Origin of the sequence: Pseudomonas anguilliseptica, assembly GCF_900105355.1 — a bacterium.
In the GTDB taxonomy this organism is placed as follows: Bacteria; Pseudomonadota; Gammaproteobacteria; order Pseudomonadales; family Pseudomonadaceae; genus Aquipseudomonas; species Aquipseudomonas anguilliseptica.
Map to the genome: position 1 here is coordinate 4,706,526 of NZ_FNSC01000001.1, position 21,214 is coordinate 4,727,739.

General features: G+C 61.1%; 21 protein-coding genes. 12 read left to right on the forward strand and 9 right to left on the reverse strand.

Translation table 11 applies throughout. The features are described 5' to 3' along the window. Positions 1 to 18 precede the first annotated feature (18 nt). Positions 19 to 930, reverse strand: coding sequence for a response regulator (locus BLW24_RS22955; RefSeq protein ID WP_090387203.1), 912 nt, complete (start codon positions 928 to 930; stop codon positions 19 to 21). A 1-nt stretch (position 931) separates the two neighbouring features. Then, positions 932 to 2,236, reverse strand: a complete 1,305-nt coding sequence (locus BLW24_RS22960; protein ID WP_090387205.1) for an ATP-binding protein — start codon at positions 2,234 to 2,236, stop codon at positions 932 to 934. 181 nt (positions 2,237 to 2,417) lie between these two features. Here BLW24_RS22960 and BLW24_RS22965 point away from each other — a divergent pair, with 181 nt between their 5' ends. Together BLW24_RS22965 and BLW24_RS22970 are read left to right on the forward strand one after the other, a co-directional pair. Beyond that, positions 2,418 to 2,585, forward strand: a complete 168-nt coding sequence (locus tag BLW24_RS22965) for a DUF2897 family protein (RefSeq protein WP_090387853.1) — start codon at positions 2,418 to 2,420, stop codon at positions 2,583 to 2,585. A gap of 21 nt (positions 2,586 to 2,606) precedes the next feature. Then, a complete protein-coding gene (locus BLW24_RS22970) occupies positions 2,607 to 3,365 on the forward strand; it encodes a CPBP family intramembrane glutamic endopeptidase (protein WP_090387208.1) in 759 nt (252 codons plus the stop codon). Here BLW24_RS22970 and BLW24_RS22975 read toward each other — a convergent pair. The 3 genes from BLW24_RS22975 to BLW24_RS22985 all read right to left on the reverse strand — a co-directional run bounded on the left by BLW24_RS22975 (position 3,316) and on the right by BLW24_RS22985 (position 5,728). Further along, positions 3,316 to 4,098: a type 2 periplasmic-binding domain-containing protein gene (locus BLW24_RS22975; protein WP_090387210.1), complete on the reverse strand. Its 783-nt coding sequence runs from the start codon at positions 4,096 to 4,098 to the stop codon at positions 3,316 to 3,318. The genes BLW24_RS22970 and BLW24_RS22975 overlap by 50 nt on opposite strands. Before the next feature lie 110 nt (positions 4,099 to 4,208). After that, positions 4,209 to 4,958, reverse strand: a complete 750-nt coding sequence (locus BLW24_RS22980; RefSeq protein ID WP_090387854.1) for a substrate-binding periplasmic protein — start codon at positions 4,956 to 4,958, stop codon at positions 4,209 to 4,211. A gap of 146 nt (positions 4,959 to 5,104) precedes the next feature. Next, positions 5,105 to 5,728: a TetR/AcrR family transcriptional regulator gene (locus tag BLW24_RS22985; RefSeq protein WP_090387212.1), complete on the reverse strand. Its 624-nt coding sequence runs from the start codon at positions 5,726 to 5,728 to the stop codon at positions 5,105 to 5,107. Between the two features lie 243 nt (positions 5,729 to 5,971). On the opposite strand from BLW24_RS22985, the gene BLW24_RS22990 reads away from it, so the two are divergent. The 8 genes from BLW24_RS22990 to BLW24_RS23025 all read left to right on the forward strand — a co-directional run bounded on the left by BLW24_RS22990 (position 5,972) and on the right by BLW24_RS23025 (position 17,002). Then, complete coding sequence (locus BLW24_RS22990) at positions 5,972 to 7,759, forward strand: acyclic terpene utilization AtuA family protein (RefSeq protein WP_090387214.1); 1,788 nt, start codon at positions 5,972 to 5,974, stop codon at positions 7,757 to 7,759. 98 nt (positions 7,760 to 7,857) lie between these two features. Continuing rightward, entirely contained in the window at positions 7,858 to 8,727 is an 870-nt protein-coding gene (locus tag BLW24_RS22995; RefSeq protein ID WP_090387215.1) for an SDR family oxidoreductase, read from the forward strand. Positions 8,728 to 8,731: 4 nt separating this feature from the next. Continuing rightward, on the forward strand, positions 8,732 to 10,348 hold the full coding sequence (gene atuC / locus BLW24_RS23000; RefSeq protein WP_090387217.1) for a geranyl-CoA carboxylase subunit beta: 1,617 nt from the start codon (positions 8,732 to 8,734) through the stop codon (positions 10,346 to 10,348). A 156-nt stretch (positions 10,349 to 10,504) separates the two neighbouring features. Then, positions 10,505 to 11,662, forward strand: a complete 1,158-nt coding sequence (gene atuD / locus BLW24_RS23005; RefSeq protein WP_090387219.1) for a citronellyl-CoA dehydrogenase — start codon at positions 10,505 to 10,507, stop codon at positions 11,660 to 11,662. Positions 11,663 to 11,860: 198 nt separating this feature from the next. Further along, a complete protein-coding gene (locus BLW24_RS23010; protein WP_090387221.1) occupies positions 11,861 to 12,658 on the forward strand; it encodes an enoyl-CoA hydratase/isomerase family protein in 798 nt (265 codons plus the stop codon). A 158-nt stretch (positions 12,659 to 12,816) separates the two neighbouring features. Continuing rightward, on the forward strand, positions 12,817 to 14,805 hold the full coding sequence (locus tag BLW24_RS23015) for an acetyl/propionyl/methylcrotonyl-CoA carboxylase subunit alpha (RefSeq protein ID WP_090387223.1): 1,989 nt from the start codon (positions 12,817 to 12,819) through the stop codon (positions 14,803 to 14,805). 102 nt (positions 14,806 to 14,907) lie between these two features. After that, the gene (locus tag BLW24_RS23020) at positions 14,908 to 15,726 is read left to right on the forward strand and encodes an SDR family oxidoreductase (RefSeq protein ID WP_090387225.1); all 819 of its coding nucleotides are present in this window, start codon (positions 14,908 to 14,910) and stop codon (positions 15,724 to 15,726) included. A 184-nt stretch (positions 15,727 to 15,910) separates the two neighbouring features. Then, positions 15,911 to 17,002: an IS630 family transposase gene (locus BLW24_RS23025; protein ID WP_090376034.1), complete on the forward strand. Its 1,092-nt coding sequence runs from the start codon at positions 15,911 to 15,913 to the stop codon at positions 17,000 to 17,002. 94 nt (positions 17,003 to 17,096) lie between these two features. On the opposite strand, the gene BLW24_RS26105 is transcribed toward BLW24_RS23025, so the two are convergent. Beyond that, on the reverse strand, positions 17,097 to 17,237 hold the full coding sequence (locus BLW24_RS26105) for a hypothetical protein (RefSeq protein WP_167360432.1): 141 nt from the start codon (positions 17,235 to 17,237) through the stop codon (positions 17,097 to 17,099). A gap of 189 nt (positions 17,238 to 17,426) precedes the next feature. Here BLW24_RS26105 and BLW24_RS23030 point away from each other — a divergent pair, with 189 nt between their 5' ends. Both BLW24_RS23030 and BLW24_RS23035 read left to right on the forward strand, forming a co-directional pair. Continuing rightward, a complete protein-coding gene (locus tag BLW24_RS23030) occupies positions 17,427 to 19,073 on the forward strand; it encodes an autotransporter family protein (RefSeq protein WP_090387226.1) in 1,647 nt (548 codons plus the stop codon). A gap of 253 nt (positions 19,074 to 19,326) precedes the next feature. Next, positions 19,327 to 20,091 (forward strand): alpha/beta fold hydrolase, encoded by a 765-nt coding sequence (locus tag BLW24_RS23035; RefSeq protein WP_090387855.1) that lies wholly within the window; start codon positions 19,327 to 19,329, stop codon positions 20,089 to 20,091. Positions 20,092 to 20,247: 156 nt separating this feature from the next. On the opposite strand, the gene BLW24_RS23040 is transcribed toward BLW24_RS23035, so the two are convergent. Genes BLW24_RS23040 through BLW24_RS23045 form a run of 3 tightly spaced genes read right to left on the reverse strand, consistent with a single transcriptional unit; the run spans position 20,248 to position 21,179 of the window. Beyond that, on the reverse strand, positions 20,248 to 20,517 hold the full coding sequence (locus BLW24_RS23040) for a hypothetical protein (protein WP_090387228.1): 270 nt from the start codon (positions 20,515 to 20,517) through the stop codon (positions 20,248 to 20,250). A gap of 51 nt (positions 20,518 to 20,568) precedes the next feature. After that, positions 20,569 to 20,820: a hypothetical protein gene (locus BLW24_RS25795; protein ID WP_139272735.1), complete on the reverse strand. Its 252-nt coding sequence runs from the start codon at positions 20,818 to 20,820 to the stop codon at positions 20,569 to 20,571. Beyond that, entirely contained in the window at positions 20,805 to 21,179 is a 375-nt protein-coding gene (locus tag BLW24_RS23045) for a VOC family protein (RefSeq protein WP_090387230.1), read from the reverse strand. Before BLW24_RS23045 ends, BLW24_RS25795 begins: the two co-directional genes overlap by 16 nt. Positions 21,180 to 21,214: the final 35 nt, after the last annotated feature.

Here is a 21,214-nt window from a genome sequence, read left to right on the forward strand (position 1 = left end):
CGCAGCAGCGGGATTCATTCAGGCAATCAGGCGTTCACGCAAACGTCCGAGCATGCCCAACAAACTGCCGACCTTCTCACGTTCGCGATCATCAACAGGTTGCTGCGCCAGTCGTGTGACCACCTGTGCCGGCTGCGCACGCCAGATCTGCGCCTGTTCGGCCGCTGCCAACAAGCCCTTGTCGAACAGACCGCGCCGAATCGGTTTGGGCAGGTAACGGAAAATCTGCGCCTCATTGATCAGTTTGAGCAGCGCCTGGGTATCGCAGAACGGCGTCACCACCAGACTGAGCAGACGCGGATGGGCCTGGGCCAGGCTTTTCAGCAGCGGCGCGGTGTCCTCCCCGGCGACTTGCAGGTCACTGATCAACAGATCAATCGGCTGGCTGTTAAGCAACATCACGGCGTCGCTCAGCGATGCCGCGCGCAGCAGGCGATGACCGCCGGCCACGCAGAACTCTGCCACCACATCCAGGGTCGATGCATCCTCATCCAGGAGCAGCACATTGAGCGCCGCCTGCGGTATAGCTGCAGACGCTTTCGGCGTCTGCAACTGGCGCGCGGCAATCTGCGCGGCCTGGCGCAAGGTAAAGGCCATTTCCTGCTGATCCCAGGGCTTGGTCAGGTAACGGAAGATGCCACCACTGTTGAGCGCCTCCACGGCTGCATTCAGCTCCGAGTAGCCGGTCAGCAGAATGCGCAGGGTATCGGGAGCAATCTCACGTGCCTGGGCCAGCAGTTCGGCGCCGCTCATTTGCGGCATACGCTGGTCACTGACGATTATTTGCACACGCTCGCTTCTCAGCCGTTCCAGGGCGCGACGCGGGTCGCTCTCGGCCAGCACCTCATACTCGCGGCGAAACTGCAGGGCCAGGCTGCGCAGAATGCGCTCTTCGTCGTCGACAAACAGAATACGAATCGGCTCGCTCATATCAGGCACTCCGTTGTAGTGGCAGCGCCTGCGGGCGCGGCAGGCGGATCAGAAAGCGCGTACCGCGCCCGGGCTCGGACGCTGCGCGGATCTGTCCGCCGTGGTCCTGGATGATCTTGTAGCTGATCGATAGCCCCAGCCCGGTGCCCTGACCCACTGGCTTGGTGGTAAAGAACGGATCGAAGATGCGCGCCAGCACCTCAGGCGGCATGCCACGCCCGGAATCCTGCACGGAAATGCACACGGCACTGTCGTCGGCCCAGGTTTTCACCAGAATCTGACCAAAACCATCAATGGCCTGGGCGGCGTTGTTGAGCAGGTTGAGCAGCACCTGGTTGATCTGCGACGGCGCACAGGGAATACGCGGCAGCTCGCCCAGTTGCAGGATGGTTTCAGCCTTGTCCTTGATGCCATTGCGGGCAATTACCAGGGCGTTGCGGATGCACTCATTGAGGTCGACCTCCTCGCTCATGGCGCGATCCAGGCGGGCGAAGTCCTTCAGCCCGACCACCAGTTCGGCAATCTGCTCCAGGCCATACAGGGTGTCGCTGAACAGTTGGGTAAAGTCCTCCACCAACAGTTCCGGTGCAGCCTTGGTGCGGGCCTCGGCGGCGGCCTCCAGGGCCATGGCCAGACGCGCCTCATCACAGCTCGGATCGTTCAGGCAGTCGCCCAGTGTGCCCTGCGCCTCGGCCAGTTCGAACAACGGCGCACTCAGTTCGCGCAGCAGCTGCACGTTGTTTTTCACATAACCCAGCGGCGTGTTCAGTTCGTGGGCGACGCCGGCGACCATCTGCCCAAGCGAGGCCATCTTCTCTGACTGCACCAGCTGGGTCTGTGACTCCTTGAGCTCCACCAGGGCCTTGCGCAGCACCAGATTGCGCTGGGCGATGCGCGCTTCCATGGCCTTGAGCAGATCGAGCACGGTGCCCAGACCGCGATACAGGCCCTGGGCGTCGACCAGGATAAAGTCCTCGGTGATTGGGTATTGCAGCTGCCCGGTAATCTGCTTGGCGGCGTCCTCCAGGCTGGTGTCCAGACTGACTACCAGCGGTGCCGCATTCATCACCTCTTGCACCGCGTGACGGCCACGCAAATCGCGCCCGAAGCGCTGCATAAAGATGTCCTGCAAGGTGGTGCGACTGACCAAGCCCAGCGGCCGACCGGTGCTATCAACAATCGGCAGCGAGAGAAAAGCCTTGAGCTCCGGCGTCAGCAGCCGATCCGCCACATCTGCGATGCTCATGTCCACAGCCAACGGCGTAACCGGCTTGAGCAAGCGCGTAAGCGCGCTGGCAGTGGTCATGGGCAGACTCCCTGTGCGTTGGAAAGCCGCCATTCAACCAGCGCCAAGTTGCTGCCGCGTGACAGTCGTCACACTCATTTCCAGAGCCCGAGCGCTGGGCTACCCCACCGGAACACGGTTACCGTTTAATTGCCGGCCGCCGCGCGCTATGGTGGCCGCTCAACTCTGCAAGGACGGTGTTATGACCTGGTATATCTGGCTGCTGATGCTTCTGGTGCTGGGCTCCATTGTGGGTGGCCTGATGGTGCTGCTACGCACTGCCAAACCGCTGCCGCTAAGCGAGGAACAGCTGGAGAAGATCCGCCAACGCCAGCTTGAGCAAGAAGCCAAGGACGCCCGCGAGCCTTAACCGAAACGACAAGGACGTACCATGCCATTGCATCTGCGCCTGCTGCTGCCTGCCCTGTGCCTGGCCAGTGGGTTTGCCCTGGGTTATATCCAGCTGGCGGGGCTGGCCGCCGGCGCTGCCCTCTGCGCATTACTGCTGGTTGCCGACAAATACCTGCCCAGTGCGCTGTGGGCCGGGCTAAGCCTGTTGGCCTGCATCAGCTTTGCTGCGCACCTGGTTCCAGAGTTTAGCGCTACACCGCTGTGGCCGCCACGCCAACTGAGTGCCGATGCCGCACCCTACGCTCTGCGCTTGTCCTGGGACAAGCTGCTGGTCGGTGTCACGCTACTGGCCTGGTGGCTGGGGCAGAAGACACCGAGCAAAGCACTGTCAAAAAGCGTCTGGCTCACCGCCGCACTGACGCTGCTCGCTGTACCGCTGCTGGCATTGACGCTGGGTTTGGTCGGCTGGCAGCCGAAATGGCCAGACGGGCTTTGGCTGTGGTTGGCGGTCAATCTGGGAGTGGCCGTGCTGGCCGAAGAACTACTGTTTCGTGGTTTGCTGCAAAGCCGACTGGTCAGCTGGCTCGGTGCTGGTGCGGGAATTGGCCTGACGACGCTGCTGTTCGCTGCCGTGCATCTGCCCTTCAGCCCGTTATTTGCCGTAGTCGCCGGGATTGCTGGCCTGGGCTATGGGCTGATCTTCCACTTCAGCGGGCGGATCAGCCTGGCTATCGCCCTCCATGGGGCGGTCAATTTGCTACATCTGCTGCTATTGAGTTATCCGCTGCGGGTGGGATGACGGCGACCTGAAAGCGGCTGAAAATCTTCTCCAGCTGACCGTTATTGCGCAGCGTTTCATACAAAACCATAAACTGATCAGGCGTGATAGGCGCCTGCGGGTGCAACAACACTTGATGGCGATAGCGCTGGTCGACGCGTTCGGATACCAGCAGTTGTCCAGCGTATTGCCGATTGCGCTCGAGGAAGACACCAATATAAGAACGTGTCACCAAGGCAATTTCAGCCCGTTTGTGCAGCACCATTAGCAGATTGCTGTCATGGGAATGGGTCAGGGTGGCGTTGAAGGTCGTGCTCAGGTATTCCGGAGAAGCATTGAAATTAGCAAAGGCATAATGATAGCCATGGTAGAGCGCTAAGCGTTTGCCTTCGAACGAATCAAAATAGCGCTGATCACGGCCCGGCTCAGCGCGGGCAACAAACACTTCAGAATCTTCCAGGTACATATCCAACGCAACATGCTGAACATCCCGCCAACCCCAATCCGGGTTTTCGAAGACAGCCAAATCAATGCGTTGTTGCTCAAAGTCACGAAAGCGTCGCTTAACCGCAGTTGGCACCAAAACAAAGCGATAGTCAGTCTGGGCCTGATTCAGCGCGGCAACCAACTCGTCAAGTAACCCGGTGGTATGGGATTGCTCGGCTTTAAACACATACGGTGGAAAATCTACAGCGGCCAGACGCACTTCCTGCGCAGCCAGAAGCGGCCCGGCCAGCAGCAACGCCAGACTCATGCCGAAAAACCTGCCTACCCCACGCCTGATGAATCCCATTTGACGCCAATTCCCCAATTTTTCGAGTAACTGCAGCCTAACTCAGGCAAATCTGACCGAACAGAGCATTTTCAGTCTTTTATCAGCACCGATGCGTCACGCAAATGGTAGCGCCCCAGTAGTTTATCCAGCAGCTTGTCGCGATTGAGCTGTTTGAGCAGCTCGGCAAAGGCTTGCGGCTGCAGCGCAGACTCAGGGCGGAACAACGCCTGGTGCTGGTAAACCTGATCAACCCGCTGGGAAACCAGCAAGGCGCTGCTCTGCTCCGGGTAACGCTGTTGGTAGGCGCGCAGGTAAGAGCGCGTGACCACCGCTACATCGGCCCGGCCACGCAGCAGCATGATCAGGTTGCTGTCGTGGGAGTAGGTCAGCACCGCATTGAATCTATCGGTGAGAAACTGCTTGTCCGAGTTGAACCCGGCAAAGCCGTAGTGATAACCGCTGTACAGCGCCATGCGCTTGCCCTGGAGCTGATCAAAATAACGCTCGTCACGCCCCGGTTGCAGGCGTGCGGCATAGACTTCGGCATCTTCGATATGCAGATCCAGCGCTGCAGGCGCAGTGTCCTGCCACCCCCAGGCCGGAGACTCAAACAGGATCAGGTCGAAACGGCCGCTTTGCAGATCGCGGTAGCGGCGCATGGTCGAGGTCGCTACCAGGGTAAAGCGGTAGTCGCTTTGCAGTTGATTGAGCGCCTGCAACAACTCCGGTAGCAGGCCACCAGGGCGCTCACTTTCCGGTTTAATCACATAAGGCGGGAAATGATAGGCCCCCACTCGCACGTCTTCCGCAGCCTGCGCAACGCATACCGCAGAAAGCATCAACCCGAGCAGCAAACCTCGTAACAGGGTGGCCAAGCAGCGAACCTCAGAGCAAAACGCAGCGACATCTTCCGTAACCTGAAACGCTCGTAATCCCTTGGCGCCAAAATACTATCAATGTGCCACTTCAGCGTAGCTTAATTTCCTCAGACGTCCTTGATCACCAGTGACAGCGCCTCTTCGGCCAGCTGATCAAGGGTCATCGGACCTTCCGGGCGGAACCAGGTGGTGGTCCAGCTCAGCGCGCCAGTCAGCAGGCGACGCAGGATAAACGGATCAGCCTTGAAGTAACCGGCTGTCTTCGCCTCGTCCAGCACCTGCAGCCAGAGTTGTTCGTAGTTGTCGCGCAGCTCAAGGATAAACGCCTGACCTGGCTCCGACAGCGAACGCCATTCATACACCAACACGGCCATGGCCTCACCGGTACCACCCATGATCGATTGCAGCTCGCAGCGGATCAGCGCCAGCACGCGGCCGCGCAGATCGCTGGCTTCGGCCAGCGAGGCCTGCATCAGCGCGGTGTTGTAGCGAATGGTCTCTTCCATCACCGAACGCAGGATTTCGTCCTTGCTCTTGAAGTGATGAAAGATGCTGCCGGACTGAATGCCCACGGCACTGGCCAGGTCACGCACCGTGGTGCGCTCATAACCCTTGCTGCGAAACAGGTGCGCTGCGGTTTGCAGCAACTTGCCGCGTGCGCTGTCCGGATCGGTGATCTGCCCGCTGGCCACCAGTTGCTGCATCACCGCCTGCGCTTGTTGATCATCCACGCTAAGTACTCTCCAACTCTCTTTATGCCTCGGGCCAAGCAATCCAGCCTGCAATTGCACACTGGCTCTCAACTGGATTTACCCAAGTGCTTGTCGTTATTAGTGAAATTTATGCTGCGCCAGCCACCCAAGCAAGCGCTTGGCCACACTTTCGGTTAGAAAGATTCAACCCAGGGCTTTTCAACCAAGCGCTTGCTTGGTAGCCTTCAAATCACCTTATTCATGTGTTGCGGACCTCTTCCAATGACTAAAACCGTACGCATCGGCTGCGCTTCCGCCTTCTGGGGCGACACCAGCACCGCCGCCGCCCGGCTGGTAAAGGGCAGCGAACTGGATTACCTGGTGTTCGACTACCTGGCCGAAGTCACCATGTCGATCATGGCCGGCGCGCGGATGAAGAAGCCCGATGAAGGCTATGCCCGTGACTTCGTCGAAGTGCTGACGCCGCTGCTGGAGGAGATCGCCGCCAAGAAGATCCGCGTAATCAGCAACGCCGGCGGGGTCAACCCGAGTGCCTGCGCCGCGGCACTGGCCGCTGCCTGTGAACAAGCCGGGGTCAATCTGAAGATTGCCGTACTGCAGGGCGACAACCTGCAACCCCAGCTTAGTGAACTGGCCAAGGCTGGCACCGTAGAAATGTTTAGCGGCGCACCACTGCCGCCCTTCTGCGTTTCGGTCAACGCCTACCTCGGCGCGCCGGGTATAGTCGAAGCCCTGAAGCTCGGTGCGGATATCGTGATCACCGGTCGCGTGGTCGACAGCGCTGTGGTCAGCGCCGCCCTGGTACATGAGTTCGGTTGGAGCTGGAGCAACTACGACCAGTTGGCTCAGGCCGCGCTGGCCGGGCATATCATCGAATGCGGCGCGCAGTGCACCGGCGGCAACTTCACCGACTGGGAAAGCGTGCCGGATTACGAACACATCGGCTTCCCGGTGGTGGAAGTGGTGGCCGACGGCAGCTTTGTCGTGACCAAGCCGGAAGGTTCCGGCGGCTTGGTCACGCCTTTTACCGTTGGCGAGCAGATGCTCTATGAGATCGGCGATCCACGGGCCTATTACCTGCCCGATGTGCTCTGCGATTTCACTCAGGTGCAACTAAGCCAGGTCGGCGACAACCGCGTGGAGCTGAAGGGTGCGCGCGGCCTGCCGCCGACTGATCAGTACAAAGTCAGTGCCACTTACCCGGACGGTTTCCGCTGCACCGCCAGCTGTCTGATGGCCGGTATCGATGCAGTGAAGAAAGCCCAGCGAGTCAGCCAGGCGATCATCAACAAGACCGAGGAAATGTTCGCCGAGCGCGGCTGGGGGCCTTACAAGGAAGTCAGCATCGAGCTGCTCGGTTCCGAGGCCACCTACGGCCCGCATGGCCAGCGCACCGACACCCGCGAAGTCGTGATCAAGATCGCCGTGCGCCACGCCAAGAAAGAAGCCCTGGTACTGTTCTCCCGTGAAATTGCCCAGGCCGCGACCGGCATGGCACCAGGGCTGACCGGCATCGTCGGCGGTCGCCCAACGGTTTATCCGGTGATCCGTTTATTCAGCTTTTTGGCCAAGAAAAACGCCTGCGCCCTGGAGGTGGAAATCGGCGGTGAACGCACACCGGTTGCACTGCCGCAGATCGCGGTGCTGGACATCACGCAGATTGCCGCCGACACCAGTGCCCCACTGCCCAGCACTCAAGTCGACAGCACTGTGCCGCTGATCAAGCTGGCCGTGGCGCGCTCCGGCGACAAGGGCAACCACAGCAATATTGGTGTGATGGCCAGAAAGCCCGAGTACTTGGCCTGGATCGCCGCTGCGCTGAGCGAGGGGGCCGTGGCCGAATGGATGCAGCACGCGCTCGACCCGCAAACCGGCAAGGTCAGCCGTTGGTATCTACCTGGCAGCCATAGCCTGAACTTCCTGCTGGAGAACGCCCTCGGTGGTGGCGGCGTCGCCTCCCTGCGTATCGACCCGCAAGGCAAGGCCTTCGCCCAACAGCTGCTGGAATTCCCGATACCGGTGCCCAGCACATTGGTTGCAAATTTGTAGGGTGGATCGGGGCTCGTAGCTGACGCCTTACCCATCCACCAGCTCTTGGTGGGCAACGCTGCGCGGTTTTCCACCCTACGACTAGGACGATAACAACAATGGCATACGACTCAGTCTTTAAACCCGGCCTGTTTAGCGGCCAGACCATCATGGTCACCGGCGGCGGCAGCGGCATCGGCCGTTGCACCGCCCATGAACTGGCCAATCTGGGGGCCCATGTGGTGCTGGTCGGGCGCAAGCTGGAAAAGCTCGAAACCACCTGCGGCGAGATCATCGAAGACGGCGGCAGCGCCAGTTTTCAGGTATGCGATATCCGAGATGAAGAGGCCGTCAAGGCCATGGTGAAAACCGTGGTAGCCGAACGCGGGCAGATTCATCACCTGGTCAACAACGCCGGTGGCCAGTTCCCCGCGCCACTGATCGGCATCAACCAGAAAGGCTTCGAAACCGTGGTGCGCACCAACCTGGTGGGCGGTTTTCTGATCGCCAAGGAAGTCTTCCTGCAAAGCATGAGCAAACACGGCGGCAGCATCGTCAATATGCTCGCCGATATGTGGGGCGGAATGCCGGGGATGGGCCATTCGGGTGCGGCGCGCGCCGGTATGGAGAACTTCACCAAGACCGCCGCCTACGAATGGGGCCACGCCGGGGTGCGGGTCAACGCCGTGGCACCGGGCTGGATCGCCTCCAGCGGCATGGACACCTACCCCGAGTCGATGAAAAACATGATCCGCAACCTCAAGGATCACGTGCCGCTGCAACGCATCGGCAGCGAATCGGAAGTGGCCGCGGCCATCGTCTTCCTGCTCACGCCGGGTGCCAACTTTATCAGCGGCAACACCATCCGCATCGACGGCGCGGCCAGCCAGGGCACCCGAGCCTGGACCCTGGGCAAGGCGAAGAACAGCGAGACCTATAACGGCTTCCACCGGGCGTATATGCCTGACGTGTTCAAGGGCGAGGAGTAACGCCATGCCGGTTATCCACTCCGAAATTGACGTGCATGGCGAGGACTTCGCCAACAACCGTGAGGCCATGCTCGCGGCCGTGGCCAGCTTTCGCCAGATCGAACAGAACTGCCTGAACAAAGCCGCCGAGGCCAAAGCCAAATTCGAAAAGCGCGGCCAACTGCTGCCGCGTGAACGCCTGAATCTGCTGCTCGACCCCGGTGCGCCGTTTCTCGAATTGTCGTCGCTGGCCGGCTACAAGCTGCACGACGACAAGGACGGCACCCAGGCCGGCGGTGGGATTATTTCCGGCATCGGCTATATCGCTGGGGTGCGCTGCCTGATCACTGCCAGCAACAGCGCGATCAAGGGCGGCACCATCTCCCCGACCGGGCTGAAGAAAACCCTGCGCCTGCAGCAGATCGCCTTCGAGAACAAACTGCCGGTGGTGGCGCTGACCGAAAGTGGCGGTGCCAACCTCAACTATGCCGCCGACATCTTTGTCGAAGGCGCGCGCGGCTTTGCCAACCAGGCGCGCATGTCGGCCATGGGCTTGCCACAGATCACCGTGGTGCACGGCTCCAGCACCGCTGGCGGGGCCTATCAGCCAGGGCTGTCGGATTATGTGGTGGTGGTACGCGGCAAGGCCAAGATGTTCCTCGCCGGCCCCCCCTTGCTGAAAGCCGCCACCGGCGAAATCGCCACCGATGAGCAACTGGGCGGCGCCGAGATGCACGCCCAGGTCGCCGGCACCGCCGAGTACCTGGCCGAGAACGACGCCGATGGCGTGCGCATCGCTCGTGAAATCCTCGCCATGCTGCCGTGGAACGCCCAACTGCCGGCGCGCCCTTCGCGCAGCTTCAGGGAGCCGCTGTACCCGGTCGAAGAACTGCTCGGCCTGGTCCCGGCTGATGCCAAGAAGCCCTACGACGTACGCGAAATCATCGCCCGCATCGCCGACGGCTCGGCCTTTCTCGACTTCAAGAACGAGTTCGACAACCAGACCGTCTGCGGCCACTTGCAGATCGAAGGCCAGCCCTGCGGCTTTATCGGCAACAACGGCCCGATCACCCCGCAAGGCGCGGCCAAGGCGGCGCAATTTATCCAGCTGTGCGAGCAGAGCAACACGCCGATCCTGTTCTTTCACAACACCACCGGTTTTATGGTCGGCACCGAGTCGGAACAGCTCGGGGTGATCAAGCACGGCTCGAAGATGATCCAGGCGGTGGCCAACGCCACGGTGCCGAAGCTGACCATAGTCGTCGGCGGCTCCTATGGCGCCGGTAACTACGCCATGTGCGGCCGTGGTCTGGACCCGCGTTTTATCTTCGCCTGGCCCAACAGCAAAACCGCCGTGATGGGCGGCGCTCAGGCCGGCAAGGTGCTGCGCATCGTCACCGAGGAAAAACACCTCAAGGAAGGCAAGGAAGCCGACCCGAAGATGCTCGACATGCTGGAAACCGTCACCGCGCAGAAACTCGACAGCCAGTCCACCGCACTCTATGGCACCGCCAGCCTGTGGGACGACGGCCTGATCGACCCTCGCGATACACGCAAGCTGCTCGGCTACCTACTGGATATCTGTGCCGAAGCCGCTGTTCGCCCGCTTAAAACCATCACTTTCGGCGTAGCCCGCCTATGAAAACTGTTTTGAAAGTGTCGCGAGCAGGCGCAGCTGCAAGGCGCACGGAGCGCAACAACGAGACAGTACAAGTAGTACGGCGAGGCAGTGAGCACCGCGCAACGCAGCAGATGCGCCGCGCAGTAACTTTCAAACAGTTTTGAGGAGAATAAGAAAATGATCTTTACCCAAGAACACGAAGAGCTGCGCCGCACGGCCCGTAACTTTGTCGACAAGGAAATCAACCCAAACGTCGAGCAGTGGGAAAAGGACGGCCGCTTCCCGATTCACGAGATTTTCAAGAAGGCCGGCGACCTGGGCCTGCTGGGCATCTCCAAGCCGGAGAAATTCGGCGGCATGGGCCTGGATTACAGCTACTCGATAGTCGCCGCCGAAGAGTTCGGCACCATCATCTGCGGCGGCATCCCGATGTCCATCGGCGTGCAGACCGATATGTGCACCCCGGCCCTGGCGCGCTTCGGCTCCGATGAGTTGCGCGAAGAATTCCTCAAACCGGCCATCACTGGCGAGATGGTCGGCTGTATCGGCGTCTCCGAAGTCGGTGCCGGCTCGGATGTGGCCGGGCTAAAGACCACCGCGCGCAAAGACGGTGACGACTATGTGATCAACGGCAGCAAGATGTGGATCACCAACTCGCCATCGGCCGACTTTATGTGCCTGCTGGCCAACACCAGCGACGACAAGGCTCACGTCAACAAGTCGCTGATCATCGTGCCGATGAAGACTCCGGGCATTTCGGTCAGCCCGCATCTGGACAAGCTCGGCATGCGCAGCTCGGAGACCGCTCAGGTGTTCTTCGACAACGTGCGCGTGCCGCAGCGCTATCGCATCGGCCATGAAGGCGCGGGTTTTATGATGCAAATGCTGCAGTTCCAGGAAGAGCGCCTGTTCGGTGCGGCCAACATGATCAAGGGCCTGGAGCACTGCATCAACGCCACCATCGACTACTGCAAGGAGCGCAAGACCTTCGGCAATGCGCTGATCGACAACCAGGTGATCCACTTCCGCATGGCCGAGCTGCAGACCGAAGTCGAGTGCCTGCGCGCCCTGGTTTATCAGGCCACCGAGCAATACGTGCGCGGCCGCGATGTGACCAACCTGGCCTCGATGGCCAAGCTCAAGGCCGGCCGCCTCGGCCGTGAAGTCACCGACAGCTGCCTGCAGTACTGGGGCGGCATGGGCTACATGTGGGAAAACCCGGTAGCCCGCGCCTACCGCGATGTGCGCCTGGTAAGCATCGGCGGCGGTGCCGACGAAATCATGCTGGGCATTATCTGCAAGCTGATGGGCATTCTGCCGGGGAAGAAAAAATAGCCGGGAGCTATTTTTAACGTCACGTAGCGACGGCCCGAAGGGTGGCCGCCAGGGATGGCGGGCCATAAAGAAGGGCTAAGAACGGAAAAACGTAGGGTGGGCATCGCTTTTTCGTCCACCGTGGCACCGCTCGGTGGGTCGATAAGACGTGACCCACCCTACCCCACCTCCCCTGGCGAATACATCAAGGAGCCTGCCATGGCTGACCTACCGAACTGCGAAACCCTGCTGCTAAGCCACGATGCCGGCGTGCTGCATATCACGCTTAACCGTCCGGACAGCCGCAATGCCATGAGCCTGGCCATGGCCAGCGAATTGCGCGCCGTGCTGGAAAGCCTGCGCAATGATCTGAGCGTGCGCGCCATTGTGCTGCGCGGTGCCGGTGGGCATTTCTGCGCCGGTGGTGACATCAAGGATATGGCGGGGGCAAGAGCAGCCGGTGGCGACGCCTACCGCAGCCTTAACCGCGCCTTCGGCAGCCTGCTGGAAGAGGCGCAGAACGCGCCACAGGTGCTGATCGCCGTGCTGGAAGGCGCGGTACTGGGCGGCGGCTTCGGCCTGGCCTGCGTGTCTGATATCGCCATCTGCCAGCAGGACGCCAAGTTCGGCCTACCGGAAACCACCCTGGGCATTCTGCCGGCGCAAATCGCCCCCTTTGTGGTGCGCCGCATCGGCCTGACCCAAACCCGGCGCCTGGCCCTCACCGCCGCCCGCTTCAATGGCAGCGAAGCCGAACGCCTGGGCCTGGTGCATTTCAGTGAAGTCGATGGCGAACATCTCGACGTGCGCTTGCAGCAGGTACTGAGCCAAGTACGCCAATGCGCGCCGCAGGCCAATGCCCAGACCAAGGCGCTGTTGCTAGCCGCCGAGCAGGAAGCCCTCGGCCCGCTACTGGACCGCGCCGCCGAGCAGTTTGCTGCAGCGGTAACCGGCGCAGAAGGCATCGAAGGCACCATGGCGTTTGTACAGAAACGCGCGCCCACGTGGGCGCTGTAACGGATCGGGTGGACGGCCCCGTAGGGTGGATATCGCTTTTCACATCCACCCGCGTGATGAAAGACAACAAGCGGTGGATCGATAAAGCGCGATCCACCCTACGAAACCCGAGACCGTAGCCGGATGCAATCCGCAACTCGACTCACAGGAGCACGAAGATGCCCGCATTCAACAAAATTCTGATCGCCAACCGCGGGGAAATCGCCTGCCGGGTGATGCGTACCGCCCAGGATCTCGGCTACCGCACCGTGGCCGTGTATTCAGAGGCAGACGCCGACGCCCGCCATGTGCAGCTGGCCGATGAAGCCATCTGCATCGGCCCGGCCCAGGTCAACCAGTCCTATCTGGTGGTTGAGAACATCATCAACGCAGCACAGAAAAGCGGCGCCGATGCGATCCACCCGGGCTATGGCTTTCTCTCGGAAAATGCCGAGTTCGCCCGCGCCTGCGAAGCCGCTGGCATCGTGTTTATCGGCCCGACCGTGGAAGCTATCCACCTGATGGGCAGCAAGCGCCTGTCGAAGATCGCCATGCTCGAAGCCAACGTGCCGTGCATTCCCGGCTATGAAGGCGCAGCCCAGGACGACGAAACCCTGAGCCGCAAAGCCGAGCGGATCGGCTACCCGCTGATGATCAAGGCCAGCGCCGGTGGTGGTGGCCGGGGCATGCGCCTGGTACATGAGTCCAGCGAACTGCTGGCGCAAATCCGTACCGCTCGCTCCGAAGCGCAGTACGCCTTCGGCAGCGACGAGCTGATTCTCGAACGCGCAGTGATCCAGCCACGCCACGTGGAAATCCAGGTGTTCGGCGATCAACACGGCAATATCGTCTATCTCGGCGAGCGCGATTGCTCGGTGCAGCGCCGCCACCAGAAAGTGGTCGAGGAAGCGCCCTGCCCGGTGATGACGGCCGAGCTGCGTAAAGCCATGGGCGAAGCCGCAGTGCAAGCAGCGGCCTCGGTCAACTACGTCGGCGCCGGCACCGTGGAGTTTCTCCTCGACCAGAGCGGCGAATTCTTCTTCCTGGAAATGAACACCCGCCTGCAGGTCGAGCACCCGGTTACCGAACTGATCACCGGCCAGGACCTGGTCGCCTGGCAGATCCGCGTGGCCGAAGGCCAGCCGCTGCCGCTCAAGCAGGACGAAATTCGCCTGACCGGTCATGCCATGGAAGTGCGCCTGTACGCTGAAGACGCGGCGCATAACTTCCTGCCGCAAACCGGCACCGCCCTGCGTTGGGAGCCGGCGCTGCGCGATGGCATCCGCATCGACCATGGCCTGGTTGAAGGCCAGGCCATCACGCCGTTCTACGACCCGATGCTGGCCAAGGTCATCGCCTATGGCGCTACCCGCGAAGAAGCGCGGCGCAAGCTGGTGCGTGCGGTTGAGGATTGCGTGCTGCTGGGCGTCAACGGCAACCAGCGCTTTCTCGCCAACCTGCTCAGCCACCCTGAATTTGCCGCTGGCAACGCCACCACCGCGTTTATCGCCGAGCACTTTGCCAACGACCCAAGCCTGTCGCCGCAGCCGCCGGCCGCCGGTGAACTGGCTGTTGCTGCCGCATTGCTGTTCCAGCAATCGGCCAACGCCCGCGCGCATCAGCCGGGGTTGGCCGGTTGGCGCAATGCCGGCAGCGCACCATGGCACTTTGTCCTCAAGCACGGCGAACAATCACTGACGGTTGAGCTTGACGTGCGCGCAGACGGCCCACAGCCAAGCCTGTTGGCCACTATGGGCGAACAACAGGTCAGCCTGACGTTGCTCACCAGTGACGGCCGCTGGGCCACCGTGGAGCGCGATGGCATTCGCCAGCGCCTGGCCTATCACCTGGACGGCGAAAACCTCTGGCTGTACGGCCACGCGGGCAACCTGCACTTCACCGACATCACCCACCAACCGGTCAGCAACGCCGCCGGGGCCGGTTCGGGCAGCGTCAAAGCGCCCATGGACGGCGCGATTGTCGAGGTGCTGGTTGAAGAAGGCGCAACGGTCAGCAAAGGCCAACTGCTGCTGGTGCTGGAAGCGATGAAGATGGAGCACCCGCTCAAGGCCAGCATCGATGGCGTGGTGCGCCGCATCGGCATCAGCCGTGGCGATCAGGTGAAGAACCGTCAGTTGCTGGTGGAAATCGAAGCCAGCGAAGCCTGAACCCAGGGTGGATGACGCGTCCCCCATCCACCATCACGCCGCCAAAGTGGATGAAAAAAGCCTCATCCACCCTACCAAAACAACAATAACTGGAGCACGCCTATGTCACTGCAAGGTAAAACCCTGTTTATAACCGGCGCCAGTCGCGGCATCGGCCGTGAAATCGCTCTGCGCGCCGCGCGCGAAGGCGCCAATATCGTGATTGCAGCGAAAAGCGCCGAGCCTCACGCCAAGCTGCCGGGCACCATCCATTCGGTATCTGCAGAAGTTGAGGAAGCTGGCGGCAAGGCCCTGGCCCTGCAAGTCGATGTGCGTGACGAACACGCAGTAAAAACCGCCATGGCCAAAGCCGCCGAGCACTTTGGCGGTATCGACGCCCTGATCAACAACGCCGGCGCCATCAAACTGGTGGGTGTGGAGAAACTCGACCCCAAGCGCTTCGACCTGATGTTCCAGATCAACACCCGCGCGGTGATGGTCTGCAGCCAGGCAGCGTTGCCCTACCTCAAGGACAGCCGTGGCCATATTCTCAGCCTGTCGCCACCACTTAACCTCAACGCCAAGTGGTTCGCCAACTACGGCCCCTACACCACCACCAAGTACGGCATGAGCATGCTGACTTTGGGCATGCACGAGGAATTCAGGAAGTACGGCATCAGCGTCAACTCACTGTGGCCAAAGACGGTAATCGCCACCGCCGCCATCGAATTCGAGGCCGGCGGCCCTGCGGTGATGAAAGCTGCACGCCTGCCGGCGATCATGGCCGATGCGGCCCATGCCATCCTGTCCAGCAGCGAACGCAGCATCAGCGGCCGCCTGCTGATCGACGAAGAAATTCTCCGCGAACAGGGCCAGAGCGACTTCGAGCAGTACCGTTATGACCCGAGCGGAAAACTGATGACCGACCTGTTTGTCGACTGACCCCAGAGCTACCGCGCCAGTCAGGGCCTGACCATTTGTGCTGACGCCGCCGTCAGCGCCAACACCCGCCAGGGCTTGGCCTTCACCTACGCGCAGACCACCCTAGCGAACTGTCTGTAAAATTCATTAATCCAATGCCGAGCCAGTATACTGCGCGCTCTATCGTCATGAATTGAGCTCCCATATGGCCCGGCCAGCAGCCCCATTCTTCTTGAGTCCCAGTGATGCCGACATGCTGCAAGGCTGGTTACGCATGGGATCGCTGCCTCAGAGCATCGGCCAGCGGGCCAGAATTCTGTTGCTGCTGGCCAACGGTCTCACGCCCAAGGAGATCAGCGAGCAGCTGCAAGTCTCTGCGCCAGTGGTCTTCAAATGGCGTAAACGCTACCAGGAGACCGGTCTGGAGGGGCTGAGTGACCTGCGGCGCAGTGGAGCGCCTCGCAAGCTCAACGAAGCGAAGATCAAGGAAATCCTGACGCTGACGACCCAGCGAGTACCGCGCGAAGCTACCCACTGGAGCCTACGGTTGATGGCCAAGTACGCTGGGGTCAGCATCTGGCAGGTCGCACAGGTGTGGGCTGCTGCCGACCTCAAGCCGCACCGGTTGAAAACCTTCAAGATCAGTAACGACCCGCACTTTGCAGACAAAGTGGTCGATGTCGTCGGGCTCTATTTGAATCCGCCCGACAACGCCCTGGTGCTATCTGTTGACGAAAAAACACAGATCCAGGCGCTGGACCGCACACAGCCCATGCTGCCGCTCAAGCCCGGGCAGATTGAGCGGCGGACGCATGACTATAAGCGCCACGGTACGGCCAGTCTGTACGCAGACTTTGACATCCTGACGGGTAAGGTCATCGGCCGTATCACCCAGCGGCACAGGGCCAAGGAGTTTTTGGAGTTCCTTCGACAGATCGACCGCAGCACCCCCGCCGAGCTGGACCTGCATGTAATTCTGGACAACAGCTCGACTCACAAGACCGCTGCCGTCAGGGAATGGCTGGAGAAGCATCCCCGTTTCAAGCTGCACTTCACACCGACCAGCGCCTCGTGGCTGAACGCCGTGGAGGGCTGGTTTGCGCAACTGGAAAGACGGGCGCTTTATCGTGATGCCTTCAGCAGCGTGGCTGACCTGAGAGCGGCGATACGTCGCTTCATTGAGGCTCATAACGAACATTCGGCTAAGCCGTTCCGCTGGAGCAAAACGGCTGAGTCGATTATCAGCTCCGTGCATCGAGCAAAGCTGGCTGTAATTCGGAATGAGTTATTGGATTAACCAGACAGGCCACTAGACAATGACTCGCGCAGGGCACGCTGGGCGTTCTAAGCAGTTACGCAAAAGGCCACGACTGATGTCATGGCCTTTTGCTTTATGCCTCGGCCCAGCGCCACAGCAGGCTGTGATAGCGCCCGAGCCGCGGCAACGCCACTGTTCGTTGTCCGCGATTGAGCGACTGCACGCGGTTGTCCAGTAGGCACAGCAAGCTGTGCTCGCCGGCGGGCGTCCACAACAGGCGAACTCAAACATAGGTATTTCGCCCGACTACAAGGGCCGCATCCTCGACCTCCAGAGGCAACTCGCTTCGCCAGCGCTCAGATTTGCTCGTTTCGCCAACTCCAACAATAATAGCATTATGCCACCCAAAACCTGCTCGCCACGCAGCAACCACTAGCAGTGCAATGCCATCAACGGAGTCGTCATGCGCCGCCCTGCCTCCCCGTTCCTCTATTTAAAGAAATGCGCCCTGGCCACCGCCATGACTTCGCTGCTACTACAGCCAGCGCTCAGTCAGGCAGCTGCCTTCAGCATCAGCAACGCCAATGCCAGTACCGGAGTGATTAACCTCAGCACGTCCAACCTCGGCAACATGGTGCTCGGCAACCCCAGCGCCCTAACCAGTGGTGCCAACGCATACAATTATGCGGTCGTCTACTTCGTGCCAAATGCAAGCAATGCTGCCTTTGCCTTTGGCCAGAACGCTACTCCGGTCGACACCGTGATGATTATCTACAGCGGCTTCTTCAATCCGAACACTCCGGGCCAGGGAGCCCTGGCGGGTAACGACGACTCTGGCACCGCCGACGTTTGCGGCATCTCGGGACTTTGTCCACTAGTGACTCTTAGCGTCTCCGGTGGTCAGGTCTATAGCGTGGTTATCTCCACCTTCAGCCCAGCCACCAGCCTCGGCCTCCCGCTGAGTTTCTTCACCAACGGCGATGGCGTGTTCTATTCCGCCCCACCGGCGGCAACTGGCGGCGTGTTCGACTCTGCCACCCAGCTGCACAACAGCCCCGCCCTGGGGGCCGCCCGCGTAATTGACGCCAGCCCCGAACTGCTGGCCCTTTTCAACACCTTGAGCACCGCTCAACAGCGCTCCAACGCTGCGACCCAGACCCTACCTTTACTGCTCGGTGCTACGACCAATGCCATCAGCAACAGCCTGTCCGCTATCAACGACGTGATTCAGGCTCGCCAAAACAGCATCAGCGGTCTGTCCTCCGGCGACCCACTGCTCGGCAGCGAACACTTCTGGATGAAGGGCTTCGGCTCGTGGGCCGACCAGAATGCACGCAACGGCATCGCCGGTTTCGATGCCGACAGCAAGGGCCTGGCGCTCGGAGTCGATGCTGCCGTATCCGAGGCCCTCACACTCGGCCTGGCCTTTGCCTATGCCGAAACCAATATCAACAGCGATTCACACGCCGCGCCACAGGATGCGCAGATCGACACCTTCCAGTTGATCGGCTATGGCAGCTATGCCCTGAGCCCTGAGACCGAGTTGAACTTCCAGCTGGACGTCGGCCAGAATCGCACCGAAGGTACTCGCCACATGCCCTTCGCCGGCACCGCCGCCGAGTCCGACTACGACGGCTACAGCGCCCACGCCGGCATCGGCATCGGTCACCGCCTGCGCCTTTCCGAGCAATTGACCTTCGTACCTTCGGTTCGTGCCGACTACACCTGGATTGGCGACGACTCCTACCAGGAAAAAGGAGCCGGCCTACTCAACCTCGACGTCGACAGTCGCAACACCGAAGAGCTGGTCTTGGGCATAGACGGCAAGCTCGATTACGCCCTGACCGAGACAACCCTGATCAGCGCCAATCTGGGGGCAGGCTACGACGTCATCAACGAGGGCAGCAGCATGACCTCCGCCTACGCCGGCGCACCGGGCGCAACCTTCAATGCCATGGGGCTGGACATGGAGCCCTGGCTGGCGCGCGCCGGCCTGGGTCTGACCCACACCCTGGATGGTGGAACCGAAGTCAGCCTGCGCTATGACGCCGAAGCGCGCAGCGACTTCACCAACCAGAGTGCGTCCATCAAGGCACGCTGGGCGTTCTAAGCGACACAGCGTAATCACAAAAGGCCACGACTGATGTCGTGGCCTTTGCGTTTATAAGGCATGCATACTCCATAGCCCTACCGCACAGATAACGGCCATGACACAACACGCCAGCCGAGATGCTAAAAAGCCGAGGCGCCTCGGCTTAGCGGGTTTGGCATCCACCGCCCACTTGGACAGAGCCTCCCGATATAGGCAACCGAGCTATCTGCTGCCCTTGCTCGCGACGTTGCTGCTTACGGCCTGCACCTCCGTGCCCAGCCCGGAGGCACGTCGCCAGCTAGCAGCCACATTGGCGCACGAGCATCACTGGCAGGCATTACAGCTGGAGGCTGGAGTCTTTCAATTGCAGGCCTATGCAGCCCAGCGCAAGAGCGAGGAGCTGACGCTTTATCTGGAGGGCGACGGCTTTGCCTGGCTCAACAGCCAGCAACCCTCCTTCGACCCGACGCCGCTAGACCCGCTGGCGCTACACCTGGCCCTGGCACAGCCCAATGGCAACGCCGCCTATCTGGGCCGGCCCTGCCAGTATCTGGGCACCAACGAGCAACCCTGTCAGCAGCGCTACTGGACCGGCGCACGCTTCGCCGACGAGGTGGTGCACAGCCTCGACCAAGCCGCCAACCAATTAAAGGCACGGGCCGGCGCACAGCGCCTGGTGCTGGTCGGTTATTCCGGCGGTGGTGCCCTGGCGTTGCTGCTGGCGGCGCGCCGGAAGGATGTCGTGCGAGTGGTCACGGTGGCCGGTAATCTCGATCATGCTGCCTGGACTACTCATCACCGGCTGACGCCCCTACTGGACTCGCTCAACCCGGCGCAGATGCGCACGCGCTTGGCCACAGTGGCGCAGGTTCATCTGCTCGGCGAGCAGGATTGGGTGGTACCACCTGAGCTGGCCGAAGCCTTCATCGCCGCCTATCCGCCGACCCACAGGGCCCAGACCAGAGTGCTGCCAGGCTATGACCATCGCTGCTGCTGGGTAGAGCATTGGCCACGCCTCTGGCAGCAGCTCCCCTGAGCAGTTCCGACACAGCAGCCCGGAGGGAAGCAGCACAGTCCAGGCCTAAGGCAACAACTGCTGGCGAAAAAATGCCTCCAGGCGGCCGACCTGGATCATGTGCAGGCTCTGAATCAGCACGTTGTTGCTGCTCAGGGTTTGCGCTGCAAACGCGGGTCACGCAGCATGGGCGAGCGATAACCGTCCTGCTAGGCCCCCAGGCACAAGGGCAACAGCTGCTCGACCGTTGCCACCGCTGCAGAGGTGTTGGTACGCCACCAGCAGCAGCGGCTGCACCACCACAAAGGGCTGCGCCGGGTAGACCAGTGCGGCTTCGCGCTCGAGGGTTTTGGCCAGGATCAGCGCCATGTTCAGCTTGCCCTGTTGCAGTATCTGCAACAGCCGCGGTAACGGATAACGCTGGTAACTCACCTCGCTGAATTGCATGCATTCGGCAATCTTGCCGAAGTAGGCAATCGCCGTCCCTTCGCTGTCGGCCTACTCTGGCAGCGGCGTGTGCAGCGGCAAGTCGAAATAGACGACGCGCTGGCTGTCGGCAACCGCCAGCGGGGTCAGCACGCTCAGTGCAAAGAGGACTAATACAGCTGGAGCACGGCAGGTCGTTCTCATGCACAAACCCTGCGCTAAAACCTGTTTGGGCGAATGCTCCGGATAGTCTAGCCGCCAGCCGAAATCGATGGTTCGCGCGTGGAAAATCCGCCCAAACAGGCGCTTCAGTTCAACCGCCAAGGCGGATTCAGACGATTTTCACCGGCGTGATACAGGCACAGCGGATTACCGTCGGGGTCCTGCAGATAGGCTTCGCGCCACAGCCAGGGCTGATCGGTCGGCAGCATGCTGAACTCGATACCCTGGGCCTGCAGGCGCGCGACAGTCTGATCCAGTTCAGCGCATTCGAAGTAGATCAGCGTCTGGCTGGCCGGCACCTGTTCGGCCCTGCTCAACGAAAAGCTCGCCTGGCCATCCGGGCAGCAGAAGCGTGCATAGTCAGGCAGGCTCTCGACAATCAGTTGCAGCCCCAGTTGCTGGTAAAAGCGGATCGCGCGCGGCACATCGGTGACCGCCACAGTGATCTGGTTCAGGTTCATTCCACCCTCCTGATTCAGCGCCTAATCGCGCTGGC